This window comes from Streptomyces sp. NPDC044704, assembly GCF_056433525.1.
Window position 1 is genome coordinate 233,406 of the sequence record NZ_JBWKGY010000011.1, and the last position, 20,916, is coordinate 254,321.

Annotated in this window: 24 protein-coding genes; 11 read left to right on the top strand and 13 right to left on the bottom strand. The window is 74.1% G+C overall.

What is annotated here, in order from left to right:
- Positions 1 to 93: 93 nt before the first annotated feature.
- From AC07B0_RS26010 to AC07B0_RS26025, 4 genes are read right to left on the bottom strand one after another with little or no spacing between them, the layout of a single operon-like run.
- Complete coding sequence (locus AC07B0_RS26010; RefSeq protein WP_469380119.1) at positions 94 to 1,251, bottom strand: acetyl-CoA C-acetyltransferase; 1,158 nt, start codon at positions 1,249 to 1,251, stop codon at positions 94 to 96.
- A gap of 19 nt (positions 1,252 to 1,270) precedes the next feature.
- Positions 1,271 to 1,885, bottom strand: coding sequence for a TetR/AcrR family transcriptional regulator (locus tag AC07B0_RS26015; RefSeq protein ID WP_356882695.1), 615 nt, complete (start codon positions 1,883 to 1,885; stop codon positions 1,271 to 1,273).
- 15 nt (positions 1,886 to 1,900) lie between these two features.
- A complete protein-coding gene (locus AC07B0_RS26020) occupies positions 1,901 to 2,683 on the bottom strand; it encodes an SDR family oxidoreductase (protein WP_356882697.1) in 783 nt (260 codons plus the stop codon).
- Positions 2,680 to 3,828: an acyl-CoA dehydrogenase family protein gene (locus tag AC07B0_RS26025; protein ID WP_478899026.1), complete on the bottom strand. Its 1,149-nt coding sequence runs from the start codon at positions 3,826 to 3,828 to the stop codon at positions 2,680 to 2,682. The genes AC07B0_RS26020 and AC07B0_RS26025 overlap by 4 nt, the downstream gene beginning before the upstream one ends.
- A gap of 46 nt (positions 3,829 to 3,874) precedes the next feature.
- Between AC07B0_RS26025 and AC07B0_RS26030 the strand changes: the two genes are divergently transcribed.
- From AC07B0_RS26030 to AC07B0_RS26040, 3 genes are read left to right on the top strand one after another with little or no spacing between them, the layout of a single operon-like run.
- Positions 3,875 to 4,726, top strand: a complete 852-nt coding sequence (locus AC07B0_RS26030; protein WP_469380115.1) for an enoyl-CoA hydratase — start codon at positions 3,875 to 3,877, stop codon at positions 4,724 to 4,726.
- Positions 4,726 to 5,871 (top strand): acyl-CoA dehydrogenase family protein, encoded by a 1,146-nt coding sequence (locus AC07B0_RS26035; RefSeq protein ID WP_478899027.1) that lies wholly within the window; start codon positions 4,726 to 4,728, stop codon positions 5,869 to 5,871. Before AC07B0_RS26030 ends, AC07B0_RS26035 begins: the two co-directional genes overlap by 1 nt.
- Positions 5,871 to 6,854 (top strand): acyl-CoA dehydrogenase family protein, encoded by a 984-nt coding sequence (locus AC07B0_RS26040; protein ID WP_478899028.1) that lies wholly within the window; start codon positions 5,871 to 5,873, stop codon positions 6,852 to 6,854. The genes AC07B0_RS26035 and AC07B0_RS26040 overlap by 1 nt, the downstream gene beginning before the upstream one ends.
- A 114-nt stretch (positions 6,855 to 6,968) precedes the next feature.
- On the opposite strand, the gene AC07B0_RS26045 is transcribed toward AC07B0_RS26040, so the two are convergent.
- The 6 genes from AC07B0_RS26045 to AC07B0_RS26070 all read right to left on the bottom strand — a co-directional run bounded on the left by AC07B0_RS26045 (position 6,969) and on the right by AC07B0_RS26070 (position 11,393).
- Positions 6,969 to 7,700 (bottom strand): class I SAM-dependent methyltransferase, encoded by a 732-nt coding sequence (locus AC07B0_RS26045; protein WP_478899029.1) that lies wholly within the window; start codon positions 7,698 to 7,700, stop codon positions 6,969 to 6,971.
- A gap of 74 nt (positions 7,701 to 7,774) precedes the next feature.
- Positions 7,775 to 8,131, bottom strand: coding sequence for a hypothetical protein (locus AC07B0_RS26050; RefSeq protein ID WP_356882709.1), 357 nt, complete (start codon positions 8,129 to 8,131; stop codon positions 7,775 to 7,777).
- Positions 8,132 to 8,239: 108 nt separating this feature from the next.
- Positions 8,240 to 8,578: a hypothetical protein gene (locus tag AC07B0_RS26055; protein ID WP_469380105.1), complete on the bottom strand. Its 339-nt coding sequence runs from the start codon at positions 8,576 to 8,578 to the stop codon at positions 8,240 to 8,242.
- Between the two features lie 71 nt (positions 8,579 to 8,649).
- Positions 8,650 to 9,528, bottom strand: a complete 879-nt coding sequence (locus AC07B0_RS26060; protein ID WP_478899030.1) for an alpha/beta hydrolase — start codon at positions 9,526 to 9,528, stop codon at positions 8,650 to 8,652.
- Complete coding sequence (locus AC07B0_RS26065) at positions 9,525 to 10,253, bottom strand: SDR family NAD(P)-dependent oxidoreductase (protein WP_356882715.1); 729 nt, start codon at positions 10,251 to 10,253, stop codon at positions 9,525 to 9,527. The genes AC07B0_RS26060 and AC07B0_RS26065 overlap by 4 nt, the downstream gene beginning before the upstream one ends.
- Positions 10,254 to 10,256: 3 nt before the next feature.
- Positions 10,257 to 11,393 carry an LLM class flavin-dependent oxidoreductase gene (locus tag AC07B0_RS26070; protein ID WP_469380100.1) on the bottom strand — a complete coding sequence of 379 codons (1,137 nt, stop codon included), beginning with the start codon at positions 11,391 to 11,393 and terminating at the stop codon, positions 10,257 to 10,259.
- A gap of 142 nt (positions 11,394 to 11,535) precedes the next feature.
- Here AC07B0_RS26070 and AC07B0_RS26075 point away from each other — a divergent pair, with 142 nt between their 5' ends.
- A complete protein-coding gene (locus tag AC07B0_RS26075; protein WP_356882719.1) occupies positions 11,536 to 12,123 on the top strand; it encodes a PadR family transcriptional regulator in 588 nt (195 codons plus the stop codon).
- Here the strand turns inward: AC07B0_RS26075 and AC07B0_RS26080 are convergent.
- Positions 12,042 to 12,620 (bottom strand): flavin reductase family protein, encoded by a 579-nt coding sequence (locus AC07B0_RS26080; RefSeq protein WP_356882721.1) that lies wholly within the window; start codon positions 12,618 to 12,620, stop codon positions 12,042 to 12,044. The two genes, AC07B0_RS26075 and AC07B0_RS26080, sit on opposite strands and share 82 nt — an antisense overlap.
- A gap of 100 nt (positions 12,621 to 12,720) precedes the next feature.
- Between AC07B0_RS26080 and AC07B0_RS26085 the strand changes: the two genes are divergently transcribed.
- From AC07B0_RS26085 to AC07B0_RS26100, 4 genes are read left to right on the top strand one after another with little or no spacing between them, the layout of a single operon-like run.
- On the top strand, positions 12,721 to 14,352 hold the full coding sequence (locus AC07B0_RS26085; RefSeq protein ID WP_478899031.1) for a FadD3 family acyl-CoA ligase: 1,632 nt from the start codon (positions 12,721 to 12,723) through the stop codon (positions 14,350 to 14,352).
- Positions 14,349 to 15,434: an acyl-CoA dehydrogenase family protein gene (locus AC07B0_RS26090; RefSeq protein WP_478899032.1), complete on the top strand. Its 1,086-nt coding sequence runs from the start codon at positions 14,349 to 14,351 to the stop codon at positions 15,432 to 15,434. Before AC07B0_RS26085 ends, AC07B0_RS26090 begins: the two co-directional genes overlap by 4 nt.
- Positions 15,435 to 15,448: 14 nt before the next feature.
- Positions 15,449 to 16,177 (top strand): VWA domain-containing protein, encoded by a 729-nt coding sequence (locus tag AC07B0_RS26095; RefSeq protein ID WP_478899033.1) that lies wholly within the window; start codon positions 15,449 to 15,451, stop codon positions 16,175 to 16,177.
- Between the two features lie 35 nt (positions 16,178 to 16,212).
- A complete protein-coding gene (locus AC07B0_RS26100) occupies positions 16,213 to 16,779 on the top strand; it encodes a pyridoxamine 5'-phosphate oxidase family protein (RefSeq protein WP_469380090.1) in 567 nt (188 codons plus the stop codon).
- Here AC07B0_RS26100 and AC07B0_RS26105 read toward each other — a convergent pair.
- A complete protein-coding gene (locus AC07B0_RS26105) occupies positions 16,772 to 18,076 on the bottom strand; it encodes a DUF1906 domain-containing protein (RefSeq protein WP_469380087.1) in 1,305 nt (434 codons plus the stop codon). The two genes, AC07B0_RS26100 and AC07B0_RS26105, sit on opposite strands and share 8 nt — an antisense overlap.
- Before the next feature lie 410 nt (positions 18,077 to 18,486).
- Here AC07B0_RS26105 and AC07B0_RS26110 point away from each other — a divergent pair, with 410 nt between their 5' ends.
- The gene (locus tag AC07B0_RS26110) at positions 18,487 to 18,924 is read left to right on the top strand and encodes a hypothetical protein (RefSeq protein WP_356882733.1); all 438 of its coding nucleotides are present in this window, start codon (positions 18,487 to 18,489) and stop codon (positions 18,922 to 18,924) included.
- Between the two features lie 62 nt (positions 18,925 to 18,986).
- Here the strand turns inward: AC07B0_RS26110 and AC07B0_RS26115 are convergent, their stop codons facing one another.
- The gene (locus AC07B0_RS26115; RefSeq protein ID WP_469380085.1) at positions 18,987 to 19,376 is read right to left on the bottom strand and encodes an ATP-binding protein; all 390 of its coding nucleotides are present in this window, start codon (positions 19,374 to 19,376) and stop codon (positions 18,987 to 18,989) included.
- Positions 19,377 to 19,553: 177 nt separating this feature from the next.
- Here AC07B0_RS26115 and AC07B0_RS26120 point away from each other — a divergent pair, with 177 nt between their 5' ends.
- Together AC07B0_RS26120 and AC07B0_RS26125 are read left to right on the top strand one after the other, a co-directional pair.
- Positions 19,554 to 20,066, top strand: a complete 513-nt coding sequence (locus tag AC07B0_RS26120; protein WP_469380295.1) for a GntR family transcriptional regulator — start codon at positions 19,554 to 19,556, stop codon at positions 20,064 to 20,066.
- A gap of 3 nt (positions 20,067 to 20,069) precedes the next feature.
- Positions 20,070 to 20,843: a GntR family transcriptional regulator gene (locus AC07B0_RS26125; RefSeq protein ID WP_356882740.1), complete on the top strand. Its 774-nt coding sequence runs from the start codon at positions 20,070 to 20,072 to the stop codon at positions 20,841 to 20,843.
- Positions 20,844 to 20,916 lie beyond the last annotated feature (73 nt).

Genomic DNA, 20,916 nt, shown 5'->3' on the forward strand with positions numbered 1-20,916 from the left:
ACGTCCATCCGGGAGCGCTGCCCCGAGGGTGTGACCTGCTCCGCATCGCCTCCGGAGCAGGTCAGGAGCAGGTCAAGAGCGGGGCACGGCCCGCTACAGCCGCTCGATGATCGTCACGTTCGCCTGGCCGCCGCCCTCGCACATGGTCTGGAGGCCGTAGCGGCCCCCGGTGCGTTCCAGCTCGTGCAGGAGGGTGGTCATCAGCTTGACGCCGGTGGCGCCCAGCGGGTGGCCGAGCGCGATCGCGCCGCCGTTGACGTTGACCCGTGCGGGATCGGCTCCCGTCTCCTTGAGCCAGGCCAGGACCACGGGGGCGAAGGCCTCGTTGATCTCGACCAGGTCGATGTCGGCCAGGGACAGACCGGTCTTCTTCAGGGCGTGCGCGGTGGCCGGGATGGGGGCCGACAGCATGCGGATCGGGTCCTCACCGCGCACGGACAGGTGGTGGATGCGGGCGCGCGGCCGCAGGCCGTGTTCGCGGACCGCCCGTTCGGAGGCGATCAGCATCGCCGCCGCGCCGTCGGAGACCTGGGAGGAGACGGCCGCCGTGATGGTGCCGCCCTCGACGACGGGCTTGAGTCCGGCCATCTTCTCCAGGGTGGTGTCGCGGCGCGGGCCCTCGTCGGTGCGCACGTCCCGGTACGGGACGGTCTCCCGCTCGAAGCGGCCCTCGTCGATCGCCCGCAGGGCCCGCTGGTGGGAGCGCAGGGCGAACTCCTCCATGTCCCGGCGCGTGATGCCCCATTTCGCGGCGATGAGCTGGGCGCCGTGGAACTGGTTGACGGGGGCGTCGCCGTAGCGGGCGCGCCAGCCGGCCGAGCCGGCGTAGGGGCCCTCGGTGAGTCCGAGCGGCTCGGCCGCCTGCCGGGAGGCGAAGGCGATCGGGATCATCGACATGTTCTGGGTGCCGCCCGCGACCACCAGGTCCTGGGTGCCGGACAGGACGCCCTGGGCCGCGAAGTGCACGGCCTGCTGCGAGGAGCCGCACTGGCGGTCGACGGTCACCCCGGGGACCTCCTCGGGCAGACCGGCCGCCAGCCACGCCGTACGGGCGATGTCCCCGGCCTGCGGTCCGACCGTGTCGAGGCAGCCGAACACGACGTCCTCCACGGCGGCCGGGTCGATCCCGGAGCGTTCGACCAGCGCCTTCAGCACGTGGGCGCCGAGGTCGGCCGGGTGGACCGCGGACAGGCCGCCGCCGCGCCGCCCCACGGGGGTGCGCACGGCTTCGACTACGTAGGCCTCGGGCATCGGAACTCCTCTGTTGGGGTCAGGTACGCAGGGCGATCCCGTCGAGCACCATCGACAGGTACTGGCGGGCGATCTCCTCGGGGCTGTGCTGTCCTCCGGGCCGGTACCAGGACGCCGCGACCCACACCGTGTCGCGGACGAAGCGGTAGGTGAGGCGGATGTCGAGGTCGGCGCGGAAGACCCGGTCCGCGACCCCGCGCTCCAGCGTCCCGAGCCAGGCCTTCTCGAACTTCTGCTGCGAGTCGGAGAGGTAGTGGAAGCGGGGCTGGGCGGAGAGGGTGCGCGATTCCTTCTGGTAGATGGCGACGGCGGCGCGGTGCCGGTCGATCTCGCGGAAGGACTCGGTGACGAGGGCCTCGATGGTCTCCCTGGGGCCGAGGCCCGCGGCGAGGACGGTGTCGTAGCCCTGCCACAGTTCGTTCAGGAAGGCCGAGAGGATCTCGTCGAGCATCGATTCCTTGGAATCGAAGTGGTAGTAGAGGCTGCCGGCGAGCATGCCGGCGGCGTCGGCGATCTTCCGGACGGTGGTGGCGTTGTAGCCCTGCGCGGCGAAGACCTCGGCGGCGGTGTCGAGGAGTTCGCGGCGGCGTTCGGGGGACGCCGTCACCTGCGTCTTCTTCTTGTTCGTTGGCACGGGCCCATTCTCGGCCTACGCGTGCTGGCTGCTGACCGACACCGTCTCGCCCGTCATGTACGACGAGTAGCCGCTGGCCAGGAAGACGATGACGTTGGCGATCTCCCAGGGCTCGGCGTACCGGCCGAAGGCCTCGCGGGCGGTGAGCTCGGTGAGCAGTTCCTCACTGGTGACCTTCACCAGGTGCGGGTGCATGGCCAGGCTGGGGGCGACCGCGTTGATCCGTACGCCGTACTCGGCGGCCTCCAGGGCGGCGCAGCGGGTCAGGGCCATCACCCCGGCCTTGGCGGCGGCGTAGTGGGCCTGGCCGCGCTGGGCGCGCCAGCCGATGACGGAGGCGTTGTTGACGACGACGCCGCCGCGGCCGGCGGCCCTGAAGGAGCGCAGGGCGGCGCGGGTGCAGCGGAAGGTGCCGTTCAGGGTGACGTCGAGGACGCGGCCCCACTGGTCGTCGGTCATGTCGACGAGGTCGGCGGTGCCGCCGAGGCCGGCGTTGTTGACGACGACGTCGAGGCCGCCGTGGGTCTCCTCGGCGAGGGCGAACAGGGCGCGGACCTGGTCCTCGTCGGTGACGTCGCAGGGGAGGGAGGTGACGCGTCCGGGTCCGAACTCGGCGGCGAGCGCGTCCTCGGTCTCCTTCAGGCGGCGGGCGTGGGCGTCGCTGACGAGGACGCGGGCGCCCTCCTCCAGGAAGCGGCGGGCGGTGGCGCCGCCGATGCCGGCTCCGGCGGCGGCGGTGATGACGGCGGTGCGCTCTCGCAGCAGCGCGTGGGGGGCCTCGTACCGGGGAGCGGTCATGCCCGTACCTCCTTGGGAAGGCCGAGGATCCGCTCGGCGATGAGGTTGCGCTGGATCTCGTCGGAGCCGGCGTAGATGGTGTCGGCGCGGGAGAAGAGGAAGAGCCGCTGGTGGTCGTCGAGGTCGTACGGGTCCCCGTGCACGCCGGCGGCGACGAGCGAGGCGGCTCCGCAGACGTCCATGGCGAGCTCGCCGAGGTCGCGGTGCCAGCGGGCCCGGAACAGCTTGGCGGTGGAGGGGGCGGTGCCGGGCCGCAGGGCGGTGGCGCGCATGGTTTCCAGTCCGATCCAGGCCTGGACGAGGCGGTCGCGGATCAGCGGGTCGGTGAGGGCTCCGTTGCGCCGGGCGAGGTCGGCGAGGGCTTCGAGTTCGCGGCGGAAGCCGACCTGCTGGCCGAGGGTGGAGACGCCGCGTTCGTAGCCGAGGGTGGCCATGGCGACCGCCCAGCCCTCGCCGGGGGCGCCGACGACGTGGGAGGCGTCGGTGCGGGCGCCGTCGAAGAAGACCTCGTTGAACTCGGAGGTGCCGGTGAGCTGGGTGATGGGCCGCACCTCGACGCCGGGCTGGTCCATGGGGACCAGGAGGTAGGACAGGCCGGCGTGGCGGCGGGAGCCCGGTTCGGTGCGGGCGAGGACGAAGCACCACTGGGCCTGGTGGGCGAGGGAGGTCCAGGTCTTCTGCCCGTCCACGACCCACGAGCCGTCCCGGAGCGCGGCGCGGGTGCGGACGCCCGCGAGGTCGGAGCCGGCGCCGGGTTCGCTGTAGCCCTGGCACCACAGTTCCTCCACGGCGCGGATCGGCGGCAGGAAGCGGCGGCGCTGCTCGTCGGTGCCGTGGGCGATGAGGGTCGGGCCGAGGAGCTGTTCGCCGATGTGGTTGACGCGGGCGGGGGCGTCGGCGAGGGCGTACTCCTCGTGGAAGGCGAGCTGCTCCCCGGTGCTCGCGCCGCGGCCGCCGTGGGCGGTGGGCCAGCCGAGGCAGGTCCAGCCGTGGGCGGCCATGTGCCGTTCCCAGGCGAGGCGTTCGGCGAAGGCCTCGTGCTCGCGGCCGGGTCCGCCGCGCCCCTTGAGGGCGGCGAACTCCCCGGTGAGGTGGGTGCGGAGCCAACTCCGCACCTCGGTGCGGAACTCCTCGACGCTGCTCATGGCCGTACGTTAACCTACCAAACACTTGTTAGGGAAGGATGCCGGTATGCCCGCTGACGACTCCGGAACGCCGGTGCTCTACGAGCGCCGCGGCCCGGTCGCGTACGTGACCATGAACCGCCCCCGCTACCGCAACGCCCAGAACAGCGCGATGACCTACGCCCTGGACGACGCCTTCTACCGGGCCGCCGACGACCCCGCCGTCAAGACGGTCGTCCTGGCCGGGGCGGGCGGGCACTTCTCCGCGGGCCACGACATCGGCACCCCCGGCCGCGACGCCCACCTGCCCTTCGAGCGGCGGGCCGGACTGTGGTGGGACCACAGCACCCGGCCCGGCGCGGAGTCCCGCTTCGCCCGGGAGTCGGAGGTGTACCTGGGGATGTGCCGGCGCTGGCGGGAACTGCCCAAGCCGGTGATCGCCTCCGTCCAGGGGGCCTGCGTGGCGGGCGGGCTGATGCTGGCCTGGGTGTGCGACCTGATCGTGGCGAGCGAGGACGCCTTCTTCGCGGACCCGGTGGTGCGCATGGGCATCCCCGGCGTCGAGTACTTCGCGCACCCGTGGGCGATGCCGCCGCGGATCGCGAAGGAGTTCCTGTACACCGGCGACCGGATGCCCGCCCGGCGCGCGTACGAGATCGGCATGGTCAACCGGGTCGTCGACCGGACGGAGCTGGAGGCCGAGACCGGCCGGCTGGCCCTGCGGATCGCGCAGATGCCCGCCTTCGGACTGGCCCTGACGAAACGGGCCGTCAACCAGGCCGAGGACCTCCAGGGCCTGCACGCCGGCATGGACTCGGTGTTCGGGCTGCACCACCTGGCGCACTCCCACAACGCCGAGACGGCGGCGGACTCGCTCGGCGGCATGAACGTGGCCGCCATGAAGGAGGCGAACGGCTGATGGACCTCGACCACTCGGCGGACGTGGCGGCCTTCCGGGCCGGGGCCCGCTCCTGGCTCCGCGCGCACGTGCCCGCCCGGCCCCTGCCCTCCCTGGAGACGGAGGAGGGCTTCGCGGCGCACCGGGAATGGGAGGCGCTCCTGCACGCGGACCGCTGGTCGGTGGTGTCCTGGCCCGAGGAGTACGGGGGCCGGGGCGCGGACATCGAGCGGTGGCTGGTCTTCGAGGAGGAGTACTGGGCGGCCGGCGCGCCCGGCCGGGTCTCGCAGAACGGCATCAGCCTGCTGGCCCCGACCCTCTTCGACCACGCGAGCCCCGCGCAGCGGGCCCGGGTGCTGCCGTCCATGGCGAGCGGCGAGGTGATCTGGGCGCAGGCCTGGTCGGAGCCGGAGTCCGGTTCCGACCTGGCCTCGCTGCGCTCGCGCGCCGAGCGCACGGAGGGCGGCTGGCTGCTGTCCGGGCAGAAGACCTGGTCCTCGCGGGCCGCGTTCGCGGACCGGGCCTTCGGGATCTTCCGTACGGACCCGGACGCCCCGAAGCCGCACCAGGGGCTGACGTACCTGATGTTCGACCTGCGGGCGCCGGGCGTGACGGTGCGGCCCATCGGACGGCTCGACGGGAAGCCCGCCTTCGCGGAGCTCTTCCTCGACCGGGTCTTCGTACCGGACGAGGACGTCATCGGGGAGCCGGGGCAGGGCTGGCGGATCGCGATGTCGACCACCGGCAACGAGCGCGGGCTGACCCTGCGCTCCCCCGGCCGGTTCCTCGCGGCGGCCGGACGGCTGGTGGCCCTGTGGGAGGAGGCGGGAAACCCCGCCGACACGGCGCTGCGCGACCGGGTCGCGGACGCGGTGGTCGGGGCGCGCGCCTACGAGCTGTTCACCTGGACCCACGCCTCCCGGTTCGCGCAGGGCCACGCGATCGGCGCCGAGTCCAGCCTGAACAAGGTGTTCTGGTCCCAGTACGACATCGCCCTGCACGAGTGCGCCCTGGACCTGCTGGGGGCGGACGCGGAGCTGGCGGACGGCGCGTGGGCCGAGCCGTGGCTGTTCTCGCTGGCCGGGCCGATCTACGCGGGCTCGAACGAGATCCAGCGCGACATCATCGCCGAGCGGCTGCTCGGCCTCCCGAAGGGCCGCCGCTGATGCGCTTCCTGCCGACCGACGAGCAGTCGGACTTCGCCCGTACGCTGCGTTCCCTGCTCGGCGCCGCCGCCGTCCCGGGGACGGTACGGGCCTGGGCGGCCGGGGACCACGCGCCGGGCCGGGCCCTGTGGTCGCGGCTCGCGGACACCGGCCTGTTCGCGCTGGCCGCGGGGGAGGCGTACGAGGGGCTGGGCCCACTGCCGGTGGAACTGGCCCTGGGTTTCGTCGAGCTGGGGCGGGCCGGGGTGGCGGGGCCGGTCGTGGAGACGGCCGCCGCGTCGGTGCTGCTCGCGCACCTGGGCGACGAAGGCCCGGCGAAGCGCTTCCTGCCGGGGCTGCTCTCGGGCGGGGACCTGGCCACGCTGACCCTGCCGGGCGGGTCCCCGTACGCCCTGGACGCGGACGCGGCCGCCCACCGCTTCACCGTGTCCGAGGGCGGCGAACTGCGCCTCGCGGAGGGCCCCGGCGAGCCGCTGGCCTCCCTCGATCCGGCCCGCCGGCTCTCGGCACCGGCGGGCGGGGGCGAACTCCTCGCGGCGGGCCCGGCCGTGACCGCGGCGGCCGGGGAGGCGCTGCGCTGGGCGCGGCTGCTGACGGCCGCCCAGTGCCTGGGCCTCGGCGAGGCCCTGCTGGCGAGCACGGTGGAGTACGCGAAGCGGCGCAGCCAGTTCGGGACGCCGATCGGCGGCTTCCAGGCGGTGAAGCACCGGCTGGCGGACACCCTGCTGGCACTGGAGTTCGCCCGGCCGCTGCTGTGGGCGGCGGCGCTGTCCCTGGCGCCGGGCGAGGTCGCGGCGGCGAAGCTGACGGCCGGGGAGGCGGCGTACGGGGCGGCGCTGACGGCGCTCCAGGTGCACGGCGCGGTCGGCTACACGCAGGAGCTGGACCTGTCGCTGTGGCTGCGCAAGGCCCGCCCGCTGCGCGACGCGTGGGGAACCCCGGCGGCGTGCCGGGCGGAGGTGCTCCGGGCGGGGGCGCGGTAGCTCCGAACAACGGTGCCGCCGGCGGGGCCGGCGGCGTCCGGGGCCGCGGCCCGCGCGGCGGACAGGGCCCGCGTACGGGAGCCTGCGCGGTCCCGCCGCGGTCCCGGCTCCGCGTCAGAGGAGGGCCACGTGGAGGGAGACCACGTAGGGCTCCTCGACCGTGCCGTCCGGGAAGAGGCGCTCCAGCCGGGCGCGTTCGGCGTCCATGAAGGCGCGCGTGCCCTCCTCGCCGAGGAGGAGGAAGGCGGAGTGGCTGGAGAGGTTGGCGAGGTGCGCGTCGAGGGGGATGCGCCGCGACCAGGCGACCGTCCGGGTGGCGAACCCGGACGCGATGCCCTGCGGGAGGGTGCGGAAGTGGGTGGCGCCGTCGGCGGCGAAGAACGCGTGGATGCGGGCGCCCTGTTCGGCGACCCAGGGGACGGCCGCGTCGCTGTCGTTCCACCAGATCGCGAGCGCGCCGCCGGGGCGCAGCACGCGCCGGGCCTCGGGGACGGCGCGGGCGGGGTCGGTCCAGTGCCAGGCCTGCGCGTAGGTGACGAGGTCGAAGGCGCCGGTGGCCAGGGGCAGCCGGTCGCCGTCCCCGCGGACGACCGGGACCGCCGGATGGGCCCGCCGGAACTCGGCGGCCATCCCGTCGCCGGGCTCCACGGCGACCACCCGCGCCCCGCGCGCCCGCATCGGCCCGGTCCCCAGGCCGGTCCCCGCGCCCACGTCGGCCACGCGGGCCCCGGCGAGCGGTCTGCCGGACAGCTCCTCGACTGCGTCGTACAGCGCGTCGGGGTAGCCGGGGCGGTGCGCCGCGTACAGGGCGGCGGCGCTGTCGAACGAGCGGGCGCGTGTGGTCATGCGCCCATGGTGGGCGATGCCCCGCCCCCCGACCAGCCCATTTCGCCCGGGCGGCCGGTCCGGCGGGCGGCGGTTCAGCGGAACTCGCCGACGACCTCGATGCGGCCGACGATGTGCGCGTTGAACTCGGGGAGTTCCCCGGCCGGGACCCACAGTTCCAGGATCGTCTCGCCGCCCGCCTGCCGGACCGGGTAGCGCTCCAGGAAGGCGGAGTCCACCTCGAAGCGGGTCACGTAGCCGACGCCGCTGTGCTTGACGTTCCAGTCGCGGGCGATGCGGTTCGCGTAGTCCTCGTTCAGCACCGGGTAGAAGATCGGCTGCTCCGGCAGCCGGGGCGGCCAGGCGCGCCAGTCGAGGGCGCGGACCAGGTCGAGCTCGGTCGGGCCGGTGGGGCGCCAGAGGGTGGTGGTGGGTGCGGTGGGGACGGACATGCCGGCGAACCTACGCGGTCACGGGCGCGGGCCGCGAGCGGGTTTCGGCGGCGGGGACGGCGGCCGGGGCGGGCTCGTCGTGGCGGGGGCGCCGGTCCGCGCGGGCCCTCAGCGGCGCGGTCGGCGGTCCGCCCGGGCCGTGAGCCGCAGCAGGGTCACGGTCTGGAGCAGCAGCAGCGCCCCGAGCCCGGCCCAGGCGGCCACCGGTTCGCCCGGGCCGCCGTGGCCCTCCCACGCGTCGGCGCCGAGGCGGGCCGCCCCCACCGCGACGAGGGCGACCAGGAAGCGGGCGGTGAACTCCCCCCGGGTTCCGTGCGGTACGGCGGACCCGGCGACGAACACCGCCAGCAGGACGGGGATCCAGGGCGCCCCGGCTTCGGCCAGCAGCAGGGCGGCCCCGGTCTCCACGGCGAGGAGCAGGCAGGTGCGCAGGAGGAAACCAGGCATGGACACATCATGCCGGAGCCCTCCCGCCGCAGCTCCGCCGGCCCGCGCCCGCCCCCGCCCGGCCGTCCCCGCTACGGTGTCGCCGCGAGCCAGGCCGCCGCCCCCGTCCGCGCCGCCGCGCCGGCCGGCAGCGGCAGGCCCAGGAAGCCGTGGAAGACCCCCGGGTAGAGCCGGACCTCGCAGTCCACGCCCGCCTCCCCCAGCCGGCGCCCGTACGCCAGCCCCTCGTCCCGCAGCAGGTCGCAGTCGGCGAGGACGATCAGCGTGCGCGGCAGCCCGGACAGGTCGGGGGCGCGCAGCGGGGACACGTGCGGGTGGGCGGGGTCGCCGCCGTACTGGTCCCAGTACCAGGCCATGTGCGCGGCGGTGTGGAAGTGGCCGCGCCCGTACGCGGTCACGGACTCGGAGCCCATCGAGGCGTCCAGCGGCGGGTACACCAGCAGCTGTCCGGCGACGAGTTCCGGTGCCCGCAGCGCGGTGACGGCCGCGAGGTTGGCGCCGCTGGAGTCCCCCGCGACCACCACCCGTCCCGGGTCGCAGCCGAGGGACGCCGCCCGGGCGCGCGCCCAGAGCAGCACGTTCAGCGCGTCGTCGGGGGCCGCCGGCCAGGGGTGTTCCGGGGCCAGCCGGTAGCCGGCGGAGACGATCACCGCCCCGGAGGCGGCGGCCAGTTCGCGGCAGAGCCGGTCGTGGGTGTCCAGCCCGCACATCACCCAGCCGCCGCCGTGGAGGTACACGGCCAGCGGCCGGCCCGCGGCTCCGGGCGCGGGGTCGTAGACCCTGACCGGGACGCCCCCGGCGAGGGTGTCCCGTACGGAGGCCACGTCCGGGCCCGGCGGGCCGGGTACGGCCGCCGCCCGCAGGGCCGCCACGTCCCCGGGGCCGGGGAAGCCGGCCGTCATCGCGTCGCACAGCAGCCGGGCGGCGGGCGACAGGGAGTCCCGGGTCATCCGGCCGTCATCCCCCCGTCGACCGCGAACTCGGTGCCGGTCACGTAGGAGGAGGCGTCCGAGCACAGGAACACCACCAGCTCGCCGACCTCCCGCGGCCGGCCCATGCGTCCCAGCGGTACGTGCGACCAGTCCCGGCCGGCGACGGCCTCGGCCACCATCGGGGTGTCGATGGCGCCCGGGTGCACGGAATTGACCCGGATCCCGTCCCCGGCGAGGTCGAGCGCCGCCGAGCGGGTCAGCCCGCGCAGGGCGAACTTGGTGGATCCGTAGGCGGCGTGACCGCGGATCCCGACGAGCCCGGCCGTGGAGGAGATGTTGACGACCGAGCCGCCGCCGGCGGCCCGCAGCAGCGGGGCCACCGCCTGGATGCCGAGGAAGGGGCCCAGCAGGTTGACCCGCAGCAGGGCCTCGAAGCCCTCCGCGCTCTGCTGCTCGACGTGCGCGGTGCGCCACAGGGCGGCGTTGTTGACCAGTGCCGAGACGGTGCCGAAGGCCGCGACGGCCGCCTCGGTCACCCGGGCCCAGCCGGCGGCCTCGGTCACGTCGTGGTGGACGTAGAGGCCCTGCGCGCCGAGCTCGGCGGCGACCGCGCGGCCCTCCTCCTCCCGGACGTCGGTGACGACGACCCGTGCCCCCGCCTCCGCGCACAGCCGGGCTTCCGCCGCGCCCTGGCCGCGCCCGGCCCCGGTGATGACGACGACCTTCCCGTCGAGGGTGATCACGGCTCAGCCCTCCAGTTCCAGGGTGCGGAAGTGCGGGATGACCTTCTCGCCCCACTGCCGGATGGTCTCCATGCAGGCCTCCTGCGGCACGGTGCCCATCTGGATCAGGCACATCACCTCGTCGACGCCGATCTGGCGGAGCTGTTCCACGTAGGCGATGGCCGTGTCGGCGCTGCCGTACGCGTGCTCCGCGTTGTAGGTACCGGTGTCGACGGGACGGGCCGGGATGTTCGCCTCGTGCAGCCGGGCGACCAGTTCCTCGCGGCCCTGGGCGAGGGCGGCGACGTGGGAGGCGGCGTCCTCGTCCTCGGAGTATCCGGTCGGCGCGGGCGCGTTGCCGTACCAGTGCGCGATGGACTCGGCGAAGAAGCGCTGCCCCCGGGTGCCCAGGCGCAGGGCCCGTTCGGCGTCGTCCAGGACGATGGTCGGGCAGAGGGCGGAGAGGTGGTCGTTGACCTCGCTCGACACGAGGCGCTCGCCGCTGCGGCCGGCGACGGCCTCGTCGTAGACCTTGCGCATGGCCCGTACGTCGTCGGCGCCGGCGAAGCCCATCACCAGGGCTCCGATGCCCAGTTCGGCGGCCAGCTTGAGGGTGTCGTGCTTGGAGCAGGCCATGAACAGGGGCGGGTGCGGGTCCTGCACGGGCCGGGGCAGGACCGCCCCGGGACCGATGTCAAGGGAGCCGTGCCACTCGAACTCCGGCTCCCGCCAGGCGGCGGAGAAGATCCGCAGCGCCTCCTCCATCTGCGGGTAGGTGTCCTCGGGGCGCACCCCGTACATGGACATCTCCTGGCGGGTGGCCCCGCGCCCGGCGCCGATGTCGACGCGGCCCCCGGAGAGGACGTCGAGCATGGCGGCCCGCTCGGCGACGCGCACGGGGTGCTGGTAGCCGAACGGCATGGTGACCACGCCGTGGCCGATGCGGATCTTGTGCGTGCGGGCGGCGACCCAGGTCAGGAAGATCTCGGAGGCGCTCATGTGCGCGTACTGGGTCAGCGCGTGGTGCTCGACGGCCCAGATCCGGTCGAAGCCCATCTCCTCGGCGAAGACGGCCTGTTCGACGCAGTCGTGGATGACCTGGCGTTCGCGTGCGGGGGTGGGGTCGACGAGCTGCGCCTCGAAGATCATCGAGAACTTCACGGTGAGGTTCCTCCGTCCGGTGGCCCGCGCGCGTGCTTCCCGCGGCAGGCGTTCCCAGGATGTATTTCTAATAGGAATACTTCTAGCAGTCATACACCTTGGAGGGAAGGGCGCCGGCGGGAGCGGTCGTAGACTGCGCTGCGTGGCAGACGAGACGAACAAGCGAGCGCTCCCCGCGACCAGCTGGGCGGTGCTCGGCCTGCTCTCCTTCGGCGAGGAACTGTCCGGCTACGACCTGAAGAAGTGGTCGGACTGGTCCCTGCGCTTCTTCTACTGGAGCCCGTCCTTCAGCCAGATCTACAGCGAGCTCAAGCGCCTGGAGAAGGCCGGCTACGCCACCTCGCGGATGATCGCCCAGGACACCGGGACCCGCGACAAGCGCGTCTACCGGATCACCGACGAGGGCACGGCGGCCGTACGGGAATGGGCGCGCGAGGCGCCGGTCGACCCGCCGGTGCTCAAGCACGGGCCGATGCTGCGACTGTGGCTGGGCCACCTGCTGGAGCCGGAGCAGATGCGCGAAGTGCTGGCCGGGCACCAGGAGTTCGCGGAGAAGATGCGCCGCCGGGCGGTGGCCGACACCGAGGGCGCGAAGGACGAGGCGGCGTGGGCGTACCCCGCGCTCACCCTCAAGTGGGCCGAGCGGTACTACGCCTCCGAGCGCGACCTCGCGGCGGCCATGCTGGAGGACATCGAGGCCCTGTCGGCGGAGCGCGGCAAGCAGCCGTAGGAGCGCCGGAAGTAGAGCAGCGGCGCGCCGTCGCGGCGCGCCGCCGGCGCGGTGACCCGGCCGAGGGCGATGAGGTGGTCGCCGCCGTCCAGTACGTCCTCCAGGGCGCATTCCACGGTCGCGAGGACCCCGTCGAGCAGGGGTGCGCCGCCCGCGCCCGGCCGCCAGGGCACGCCGGCGAACTTGTCGCCGCCCGTGACCGCGAACCGGCGGCACAGCTCCTCCTGGTCCGCCGCCAGGATGTTGACGGCGAAGGCGCCCGCGGCGCGGATCCGCGGCCAGGTGGCCGAGGTGCGGGCCGGGCAGAAGCAGACCAGCGGCGGATCGAGGGACACCGAGGAGAAGGACTGCACGGCCATCCCGGCGGGACGGCCGTCGCTTCCGCACGCCGTGATGACGGCGACGCCCGTGCAGAAGCTGGACAGCACCGCCTTCAGGTCCGCCCCGGGCGGGACGGGCGCGGCAGGCGGGATGGAAGGGGTGGCGGGGGTCGACACGAGGGGCCTCCGGAGAAGGTTATTCCTACTAGGTATATGCCTAACCGAAACACCTGTGATTGGATACCGCCCACGCTCGCTCGTCAAGTAGGGAGGGTTCGTGACCAGCCCCCGCCAGACCCCGCAAGTGCCCCCGCCCGCACCGTGGTTGACGCCCAAGGCGCCCCCGCTGCCCGCCACCCTCGCCCTGCTCCCCGCGTACGCCGCCGCCGCGTTCGGGGACCGCGAGGCACTGGCCGACGGGGAGGTCCGCTGGAGCTTCGCCCGGCTGGCCGCCGAGATCGCCGCCGCCTCCCGGGCCGCCCTCGCCCACGGCATCCGCCCCGGCGACCGGGTCGCCGTCTGGGCCCCCAACAGCCGCCAGTGGATCACCGCCGCCCTCGGCGCGGTCGGCGTCGGCGCCGTCCTCGTACCGGTCAACACCCGCTACAAGCCCGCCGAGGCCGCCGACGTCATCCGCCGCAGCGGCGCCCGCGTGCTGTTCACCGAACGCGGCTTCCTCGGCACCGACTACGCCCGCGACCTGCACGCCTCCGGCGAGGACCTCGGCGCGCTCGCCTCCACCGTGCTCCTGCGCGGCGGCAGCGGACCCGAGTCCTACGAGGCCTACCTCGCCGCCGGGGAGGCCGTCCCCGAAACCGAACGGGCCGCCCGCGCCTCTCTCGTACGCCCCGAAGACCTCAGCGACCTCCTGTACACCTCCGGCACCACCGGCCGCCCCAAGGGCGTGATGGCCACCCACGGCCAGGGCGTCCGCCTCTACGCCTCCTGGTCGGAGCTGGTCACGCTGCGCCCCGGCGACCGCTGCCTGCTGGTCAACCCCTTCTTCCACACCTTCGGATACAAAGCCGGGGTCCTCGCCTGCCTGCTGCGCGGGGCCACCATGCTCCCCGAGGCCCGTTACGACACCGACCGCGTCCTGGCCCGCATGGCCGCCGAGCGGGTCACCTGCCTGATGGGCCCGCCGACCGTCTTCCACGGCCTGGTCCGCCACCCCGCCCGGGCCGCCCACGACCTCTCCGCGCTGCGCCTCGCCGGTACCGGCGCCGCCTCCGTGCCCGCCTCCCTCGTCGAGGAGATCCGCGGCGAACTGGGCGCGCCCGAGGTGTTCACCGCGTACGGGCTGACCGAGTCCGGCGGCGTCGTCTCCGTCTGCCCCACCGACGCCGACGCCCTGACCGTCGCGCACACCGTCGGCCGGCCCCTGCCCGGCACCGAGGTCCGCATCGCGGGCCCCCTCGGCGAGGTGCTGCCCGCCGGGGAGCCCGGCGAGGTGCAGGTCCGCGGCTACCACGTCACCCCGGGCTACCTGGACGACCCGGCGGCCACCGCCGAGGCGATCCTGCCCGGCGGCTGGCTGCGCACCGGGGACGTCGGGGTCCTGGACGGGCGCGGCTACCTCGCCATCACCGACCGGCTGAAGGACATGTACGTGGTCGGCGGCTTCAACGCCTATCCGGCCGAGGTGGAGAACGTGCTCCTGACCCATCCCGCCGTCGCCGACGCCGCCGTCGTCGGCGCCCCGGACGAACGCCTCGGCGAGGTCGGGGTCGCCTTCCTCGTCACCACCGCCCCGGTCACGGCCGAGGAGCTGACCGCCTGGGCCCGGGAGCGGCTGGCCAACTTCAAGGTCCCCCGGCGGTTCACGGTGCTGGCGGAGCTGCCGCGCAACGCCGGCGGCAAGCTCCTGAAGAACGGGCTGCGCCGCGCGGCGCGAGGGGAGTCGGCGTGATCACCCTGGAGCCCACCGCCGAGCAGCGGGAACTGCGGGACGCCGTACGGGCGGTCCTCGCGCGGCACCCCGGCCACGCGGCCTGGGTCCCGCTGACGGCTCAGGTCGGCGCGGCCGCGCTGGCGGTGCCGCAGGAGTACGGCGGACTGGGCTGCGGGGCCGCCGAGGTCGCCGTGGTGATGGCGGAGCTGGGCCGCGCGCTGAGCCCCGTACCGTACCTGGGTTCGGCGGTGCTGACCGTGGGGGCCCTCCTCGCGGCCGGGGACCGGCGGGCCTGCGCGGAGCACCTGCCGGGGCTGGCGGAGGGGTCCGCGGTGGGGGCGCTGGCGTGGGCCGAGGAACCGGCCGGGGGCGGCGGGCGCGGCAGCTGGGAGGCGGCCGCCCTGCACGCCCGGGCCGAGCCGGACGGCGGCCACTGGCTGCTCACGGGGACCAAGCGGTACGTCCTGGCCGGCCCGGTGGAGCCCTCCCTGCTGCTGGCGTTCGCCCGGGACCGGGACACCGGGCGACTCGGCCTGTACGAACTCACCGCCCCGCCGGACGGGTTCACCGTACGGTCCACCATGGATCCGAGCCGCCCCCTCGCGGAGGTGCTCCTGGACCGCACCCCGGCCCGGCTGCTCGCCGCCCACGGCGACGCGGTGCTCGCCCGGGTCCGCGACGTGGCGTGCACCGCGCTGGCCGCCGAACAGGCGGGCGCCGCCGGGCGGGCGCTGGAGGTCACGGTCCGCCACGCGAAGGACCGCTGCCAGTTCGGCCGCCCCATCGGCTCCTTCCAGGCGGTCAAGCACCGCCTCGCCGACATGCACACCGCCGTCGAGACCTCCCGTTCCCTCGCCCTCGCGGCGGCCTCCGCCGGAGCCCCGCCGGAACTCGCCGCGGCCGCCCGGTCGGCCTGCTCGCAGGCGTACGCGTACGTCGCGGGCGAGATGATCCAGCTGCACGGCGGCATCGGCATCACCTGGGAGCACGAGGCCCACGCCTTCTTCAAGCGTTCCCACGGCTCCGCCCAACTGTTCGGCGCCCCCTCCACCCACCGCTCCCGCCTTGCCGCAACCCTGGGATTCACCCCGGCCCCCTGACGTACGCTCGGCACATGACGGGCAGCGCGATGGACCTCCGCACGGTCGAAAGGACCGCTCCGGCACTCGTGAACCTGTACAAGAGCGCCGGGATCTCGCTCCGCAAGCACGGCCTGGAAGGCGGGCGGGCCGCGGTCTACCTGGTCCTGGACTACTCCGGCTCCATGCGCCCGTACTACCGGGACGGCAGCGTCCAGGCCCTCGCGGACCGGGTGCTGGGCCTCTCCGCGCACCTGGACGACGACGGTCGGGTGCCGGTGGTGTTCTTCTCCACCGAGGTCGACGCGGTCGAGGAGATCACCCTCAGCGCGCACGAGGGGCGGGTCACCGCGATCGCCGAAGGCCTCGGCCACATGGGGAAGACGGCCTACCACGCGGCGATGGAGGCGGTCATCGACCACTACCTGGACTCGGGGGCGACGGATCCGGCCCTGGTCGTCTTCCAGACCGACGGCGGACCGACCAGCAAGCCGGCGGCGGAGGAGTACCTGTGCAAGGCGGCCCGCCTCCCGCTGTTCTGGCAGTTCGTCGGCTTCGGCAACACCCGCAGCACCCAGTTCGACTTCCTGCGCCGGCTCGACGAACTGCCCGTGCCGGCCCGGCGGGTCGTGGACAACGCGGGCTACTTCCACGCCGGAGCCGACCCCCGCGCGGTGGCCGACGACGACCTGTACGACCGGCTCCTCGGGGAGTTCCCCTCCTGGCTGGCGGCGGCCCGGTCCGCGGGCGTCGTGCGCGCCTGACCGGCGGGTGTCGGGGGCGGCGCTTTGATGGAGGGATGACGACGAACAACTGGGCCGCCTTCGAAAAGGCCCAACCGGAGTTCGCGGCGGCCGTCCGGGCCCGCTTCGCGCAGTTCCCGCACCACGTGCTCGCCACCCTGCGCAAGGACGGCTCCCCCCGGGTGGCCGGGCTCAACGTCGACTTCCGCGGCGGCGAGCTGTGGCTCGGCATGATGCCCGGCTCCCTGAAGGCCAAGGACCTCCAGCGCGACCCGCGTTTCGCCCTGCACACGAACCCGGGCGAGGGGGAGACGATGCCGGACGGGGACGTACGGATCTCCGGGCGGGCGGTGGAGGTGGTCGACCCGCCCGAACTGCACCGGTACGCGGAGGAGACCGAGAGCCCCCACCCCTTCCACCTCTTCCACGCCGACCTGACCGAGGTCGTCCACATCGGCGTGGAGGGCGACGACCTGGTCGTCCGGTCCTGGACCCCGGCGCGCGGCGTCCGCACCCTGCGCCGGGGCAACGACGACGAGCCTCCGCGCGAGGACCCGCCGGGCGGCGGCGGCCCCTCCGGCGAACAGCCCGGCGGGCAGCCCGGCGGGCAGCCCGCTAGCTGAGCGGCGGGAGACCGCCGGCCGGGCCGAGGGCGGCGGGGTCGACGTCCAGCCAGTTCCGGTCGATGTTGAGGGTCACCCCGCCGTACGAGGCGTCGTGGTCGCCCCGGAACTGGTGGGCGCGGCGCGGCCCGGCCCACTGCGCGGTGCGCGCGGGCAGGCCCAGGTCCTTGTCGGCGACGGAGGCCGCGCCGTTCCACTGGGCGCCCCACAGCACGTCGGGCATGGCCTGCGGGGCCTGGTGGTAGTGGGCGCTGAGCGCCTTCACCCCGGAGCTGGCCGCCACGTACGCCCCCGAGCGGAAGCCCCGCTCGTGCAGCCGCACCGTCCAGGCGGTGAGGTAGGCGACGGCCGGCGCGTCCCAGGTCGCGCGGTCCGAGTAGTTCTCCAGGTCGTTGTACAGGATCGTGCCGGGAGCCAGCCCGAGGGAGCGCGCCGCGTCCGCCGCCCCGTCGGCGGCGGCCTTGCCCTGCTCGTTCGCCTCGGAGGGGTCGGGCGACAGTCCGGTGCTCGGGCTGTGCCAGGGCTGGGGACCCACCCAGATCGGCATCAGGTGCCAGCCCGCCGCGGTCTGCCGCCGGATCCAGCCGGCCGTCAGCTGCGGCTGGGCGCAGGCCCGGGCCTTGCCCCCGATGTAGATGCCGACCGCGCCGAAGGGGGATCCGGACCGCCAGCTGTCCATCGCACGCTGGGTCGGGGCGGTGCAGGCGTCGAAGCCCAGCCCGGTGAAGGCCTCCTGGGCGGAGCGGGGCGCCGCCGCCACCGCGGGTACGGCGGGGGCGGCGGGGCCCGGCCGGGCGGGAGCGCCCTCGCCCCCGCCCGGGGCCCGGCCGGCTTCGACGGCCCGCGCCAGGAGGCCGCGTACGGTGTCCGGCGCGGCCCCGTACGAGAGCGTGGCCATCACCCCGGAGCGGCGCAGGGCGTACCGCACCTCGTTGCTGTCGCCCTCGGCCGGTGGCAGGGCCCGGCCGCCGGCCACCGCGAGGGTGGGGATGTCGGCGCGCGGCGGGGCGCCGTCGATCGGCTCCAGGTGCAGGGTGTCGGCGCGGGGGGCGACGGCCCGGCCGCCGCACTCGCTCTGGGTGCCGGCGTGCCCGAGGTAGAGCGTGGGCAGGTCCAGGCGCAGACAGGTCTCGGGGTGGCGGTCGAGGTCGAGGATCCGCCAGTCCGCGGGGACGGTCAGGCGCAGCCCCTGGTAGTCGACGGTCCGCCCGTCGGCGGCGACGGCGGGCGACAGGGACGCGACGGGCAGCAGCAGGGCGGCGCCCAACAGGCAGCGCAGCAGCGTTCGGGAGGCCATGGGGCCAGTGTCCAGAGTCCGCGGGCCCGCTTCCGGGGCCCTCGGATCCGACGGCTGGTCCGTCCGGCCCAGCGGGTCCCGCCGCTTCTGACGGGGCGTCGGTCAAGGGTCCGCGCCACTTCACCCGCACGAGCGAACCGGTCCCGGCCGCGTCGGAGTCGGGCTGACGACGGGCGGCGCGCACCCCCGTGGCACGCCGCCCGCCGGCCCCGGTCAGCAGGATTCCGGGTGACGGAGGGCCCCACCACCCCGGCCTTCGCGCACCGTCGGCACCCACCTGCCGCACATCTACCGCAAGACGGGCGTCACGACGCGGTCCGGCCGATGGCGCGCCCGAACCCCGGGGCGCTGTCGGTGGGTTGGAGTAGCGTGACGGAGATCGAACGGATCTGCGAACCAACGGGGGAACCATGAAGCGCACGCGCACGCGCACGAACAAGGGCCGCAAGGCCGTCACCCTGGCAGCCGTGGGCGCGGCGCTGGCGATGACGGTGGGGGCGGGCCAGTCCGCCGCGGACGAGGAACTCATCGGCTACCCGGGGCCGGACGGCCTGATCTGGGTACAGGAGCAGACCGGCAACGGCGGCTTCGTCTCGGGCGGGCTGGCGCCCTGGCTGGACAGCTTCACCACCTTCGCCTGCGAGGGCGGCGGCAGCATCGAGGTGGTCTTCCACCTGGAGAACCACCCGGACCGGGACCCCGCGCCCTTCACCCTGGACTGCCCGTCCGGCACCCCGGCGCGCATCACCGTCCCCCTCGGCACCGGCCTGAAGGGCGGCTTCGTCGCCACGGTGACGGCCTCGTCCCCATCCACCCGCTGGGCCGCCACGGTCGTCCAGCCGGAGTAGCCGACCCGGAAGGTGCCCGCCCCCTCGATGCGCGGAGGCGGCGGGCAACCGGGCCACTCGACTCAGGCTTCCGCCGACTTGAACCCGGCCCAGGCCGACTTACCGACCCGATCGTCACGGATCTCGAATTCGTCCGCGAGGGCGGTCACCAGCCAGAGTCCCCGGCCACGCTCGGCGTCGGGTTCCGCGTGTTGCACAGTCGGGCGACCCGGCCCACTGTCGCGCACTTCGAGCCACAGAATCCCCGCCTCTCGGGCGACGCGGACGGAGAACTCACGCCCCCACGGAACTCCGTGCACCACGGCGTTCGAAGCAAGCTCCGAAACGCAGAGCCGCATGTCGTCCCGCCGCTCGGACACACCCCACTCGGCGAGCGTGTCACCGACGAACTGCCGGGCCGCACGCACCGAGGTGCGCGCACGAGGGAAACGCTGCTGCCGGGACAAGGACACAGCCCCCACCACTTTCACTCTGTGCGTCCAGTGCCACACCGAACGTATCGGTATTCGCGAAAAGCAGCAAGGTTTGCAAGGGTGGGTTCACTCCATCCCGTCGCATACCGTGGGGGGTTGGAGTACGCACCACATCCAGGAGGCATCGTGAGCGGCAATGAGTGGACCAGCACATCGATGCCGTACCTGACTCCGCGAGCGTCCGGCACCACCGACGCGTGGTCCGAAGAGGCCAGGGCTGCGGGCCGTTCCGGGAGTCAGCGCATCGTCCACGCCGGCAAGGTTCCGGCGCCCGCAGCCGTAGCGCTCCTCCTCCGCCTGCCCGAGGGCGACCCCGTCGTGGTGCGTCGCCGGATCATCGAACTCGACGATGAGCCGAACGAGTTGACGGACACGTACTATCCGGCGGACATCGCGTCGGACACTCCTCTGGCTGCCAAGGAAAAGATCCGTGGCGGCGCCGTGACCCTCCTCGCCACCCTCGGACATGTAGGCGTACGGGTCGTGGAGGACGTGACGGCGAGGATGCCGCGCGCCGAGGAGCGTGAGCAGCTCCGCCTCGGGTCCGGCGAACCGGTGCTGCAACTCACGCGCACCACCTATGACACGGCGGACCGACCTGTCCAAGCGGACGTGATGGTCATGCCGGCCTCCCGTCAACAGCTGCGGTACGAGATCAGGATCGGTTGACCTGTGCCCCACTCCGAAGCCGAAGCACTCGATCCACGGCCGCTCCACGCCCGCATCGCCGCCGATCTTCGCGACGAGATCATGAGCGGCAGTATCGCGCCAGGCGCCAAACTGCCCTCGACCGCACAATTGAAGGCCCGGTTCGACGCTTCCAACGCCACGATCCAAAAGGCCGTTCACCTGCTGAAGGACGAAGGACTCGCGATCGGCCGCGCGGGAGCCGCCGTGACGGTACGGGAGAACCGCCAGCGAACACTCCGCCCCGCGAAATCCCTCACGCCGGCGGCGGACGGAGAAACGTACCCGTGGCTCGCCGAGCTCTCCGAGCAACCTTCGGCCGCGCGCAGCACACTGCTCGCCGTCGAAGAGGTGCGCACCACTGGTGACGTCGCCGCCGCACTCGGATGCGCTGAGGGGAGTCCGGCCGTGTGTCGCCACCAGCTGATCCGCATCGACGGCGAACCTGCGGAGCTGGTGAGCTCGTACTATCCGCCGGACATCGCCCACGGCACTCCGCTGGCCGAACCGCGCAGGATCCGAGGAGGCACGCCGACGCTCCTCGCAGAACTGGGGTTCCCACCCCGTCACAGCGTCGACCGGATCTCCGCCAGGGTCGCCACGCAGGAGCAGTACACCGCCCTCCGGCTGCCCGGTGATCTCCCGGTCCTCCGCACCCTTCGTACGGTGTACGGGGACGGCCAGCGAACCATCGAGGTCACGGTGATGGTCAAAGCCGGGCACCTCTACGAGCTGCGGTACGAGTTCGGTCCCGAATGACCGCCCCCGCACGCCACGGCGCCCGTCATCCCTGGTCGGGGACATGACGGGCGCCGTGTCGGAGTTCCGCACT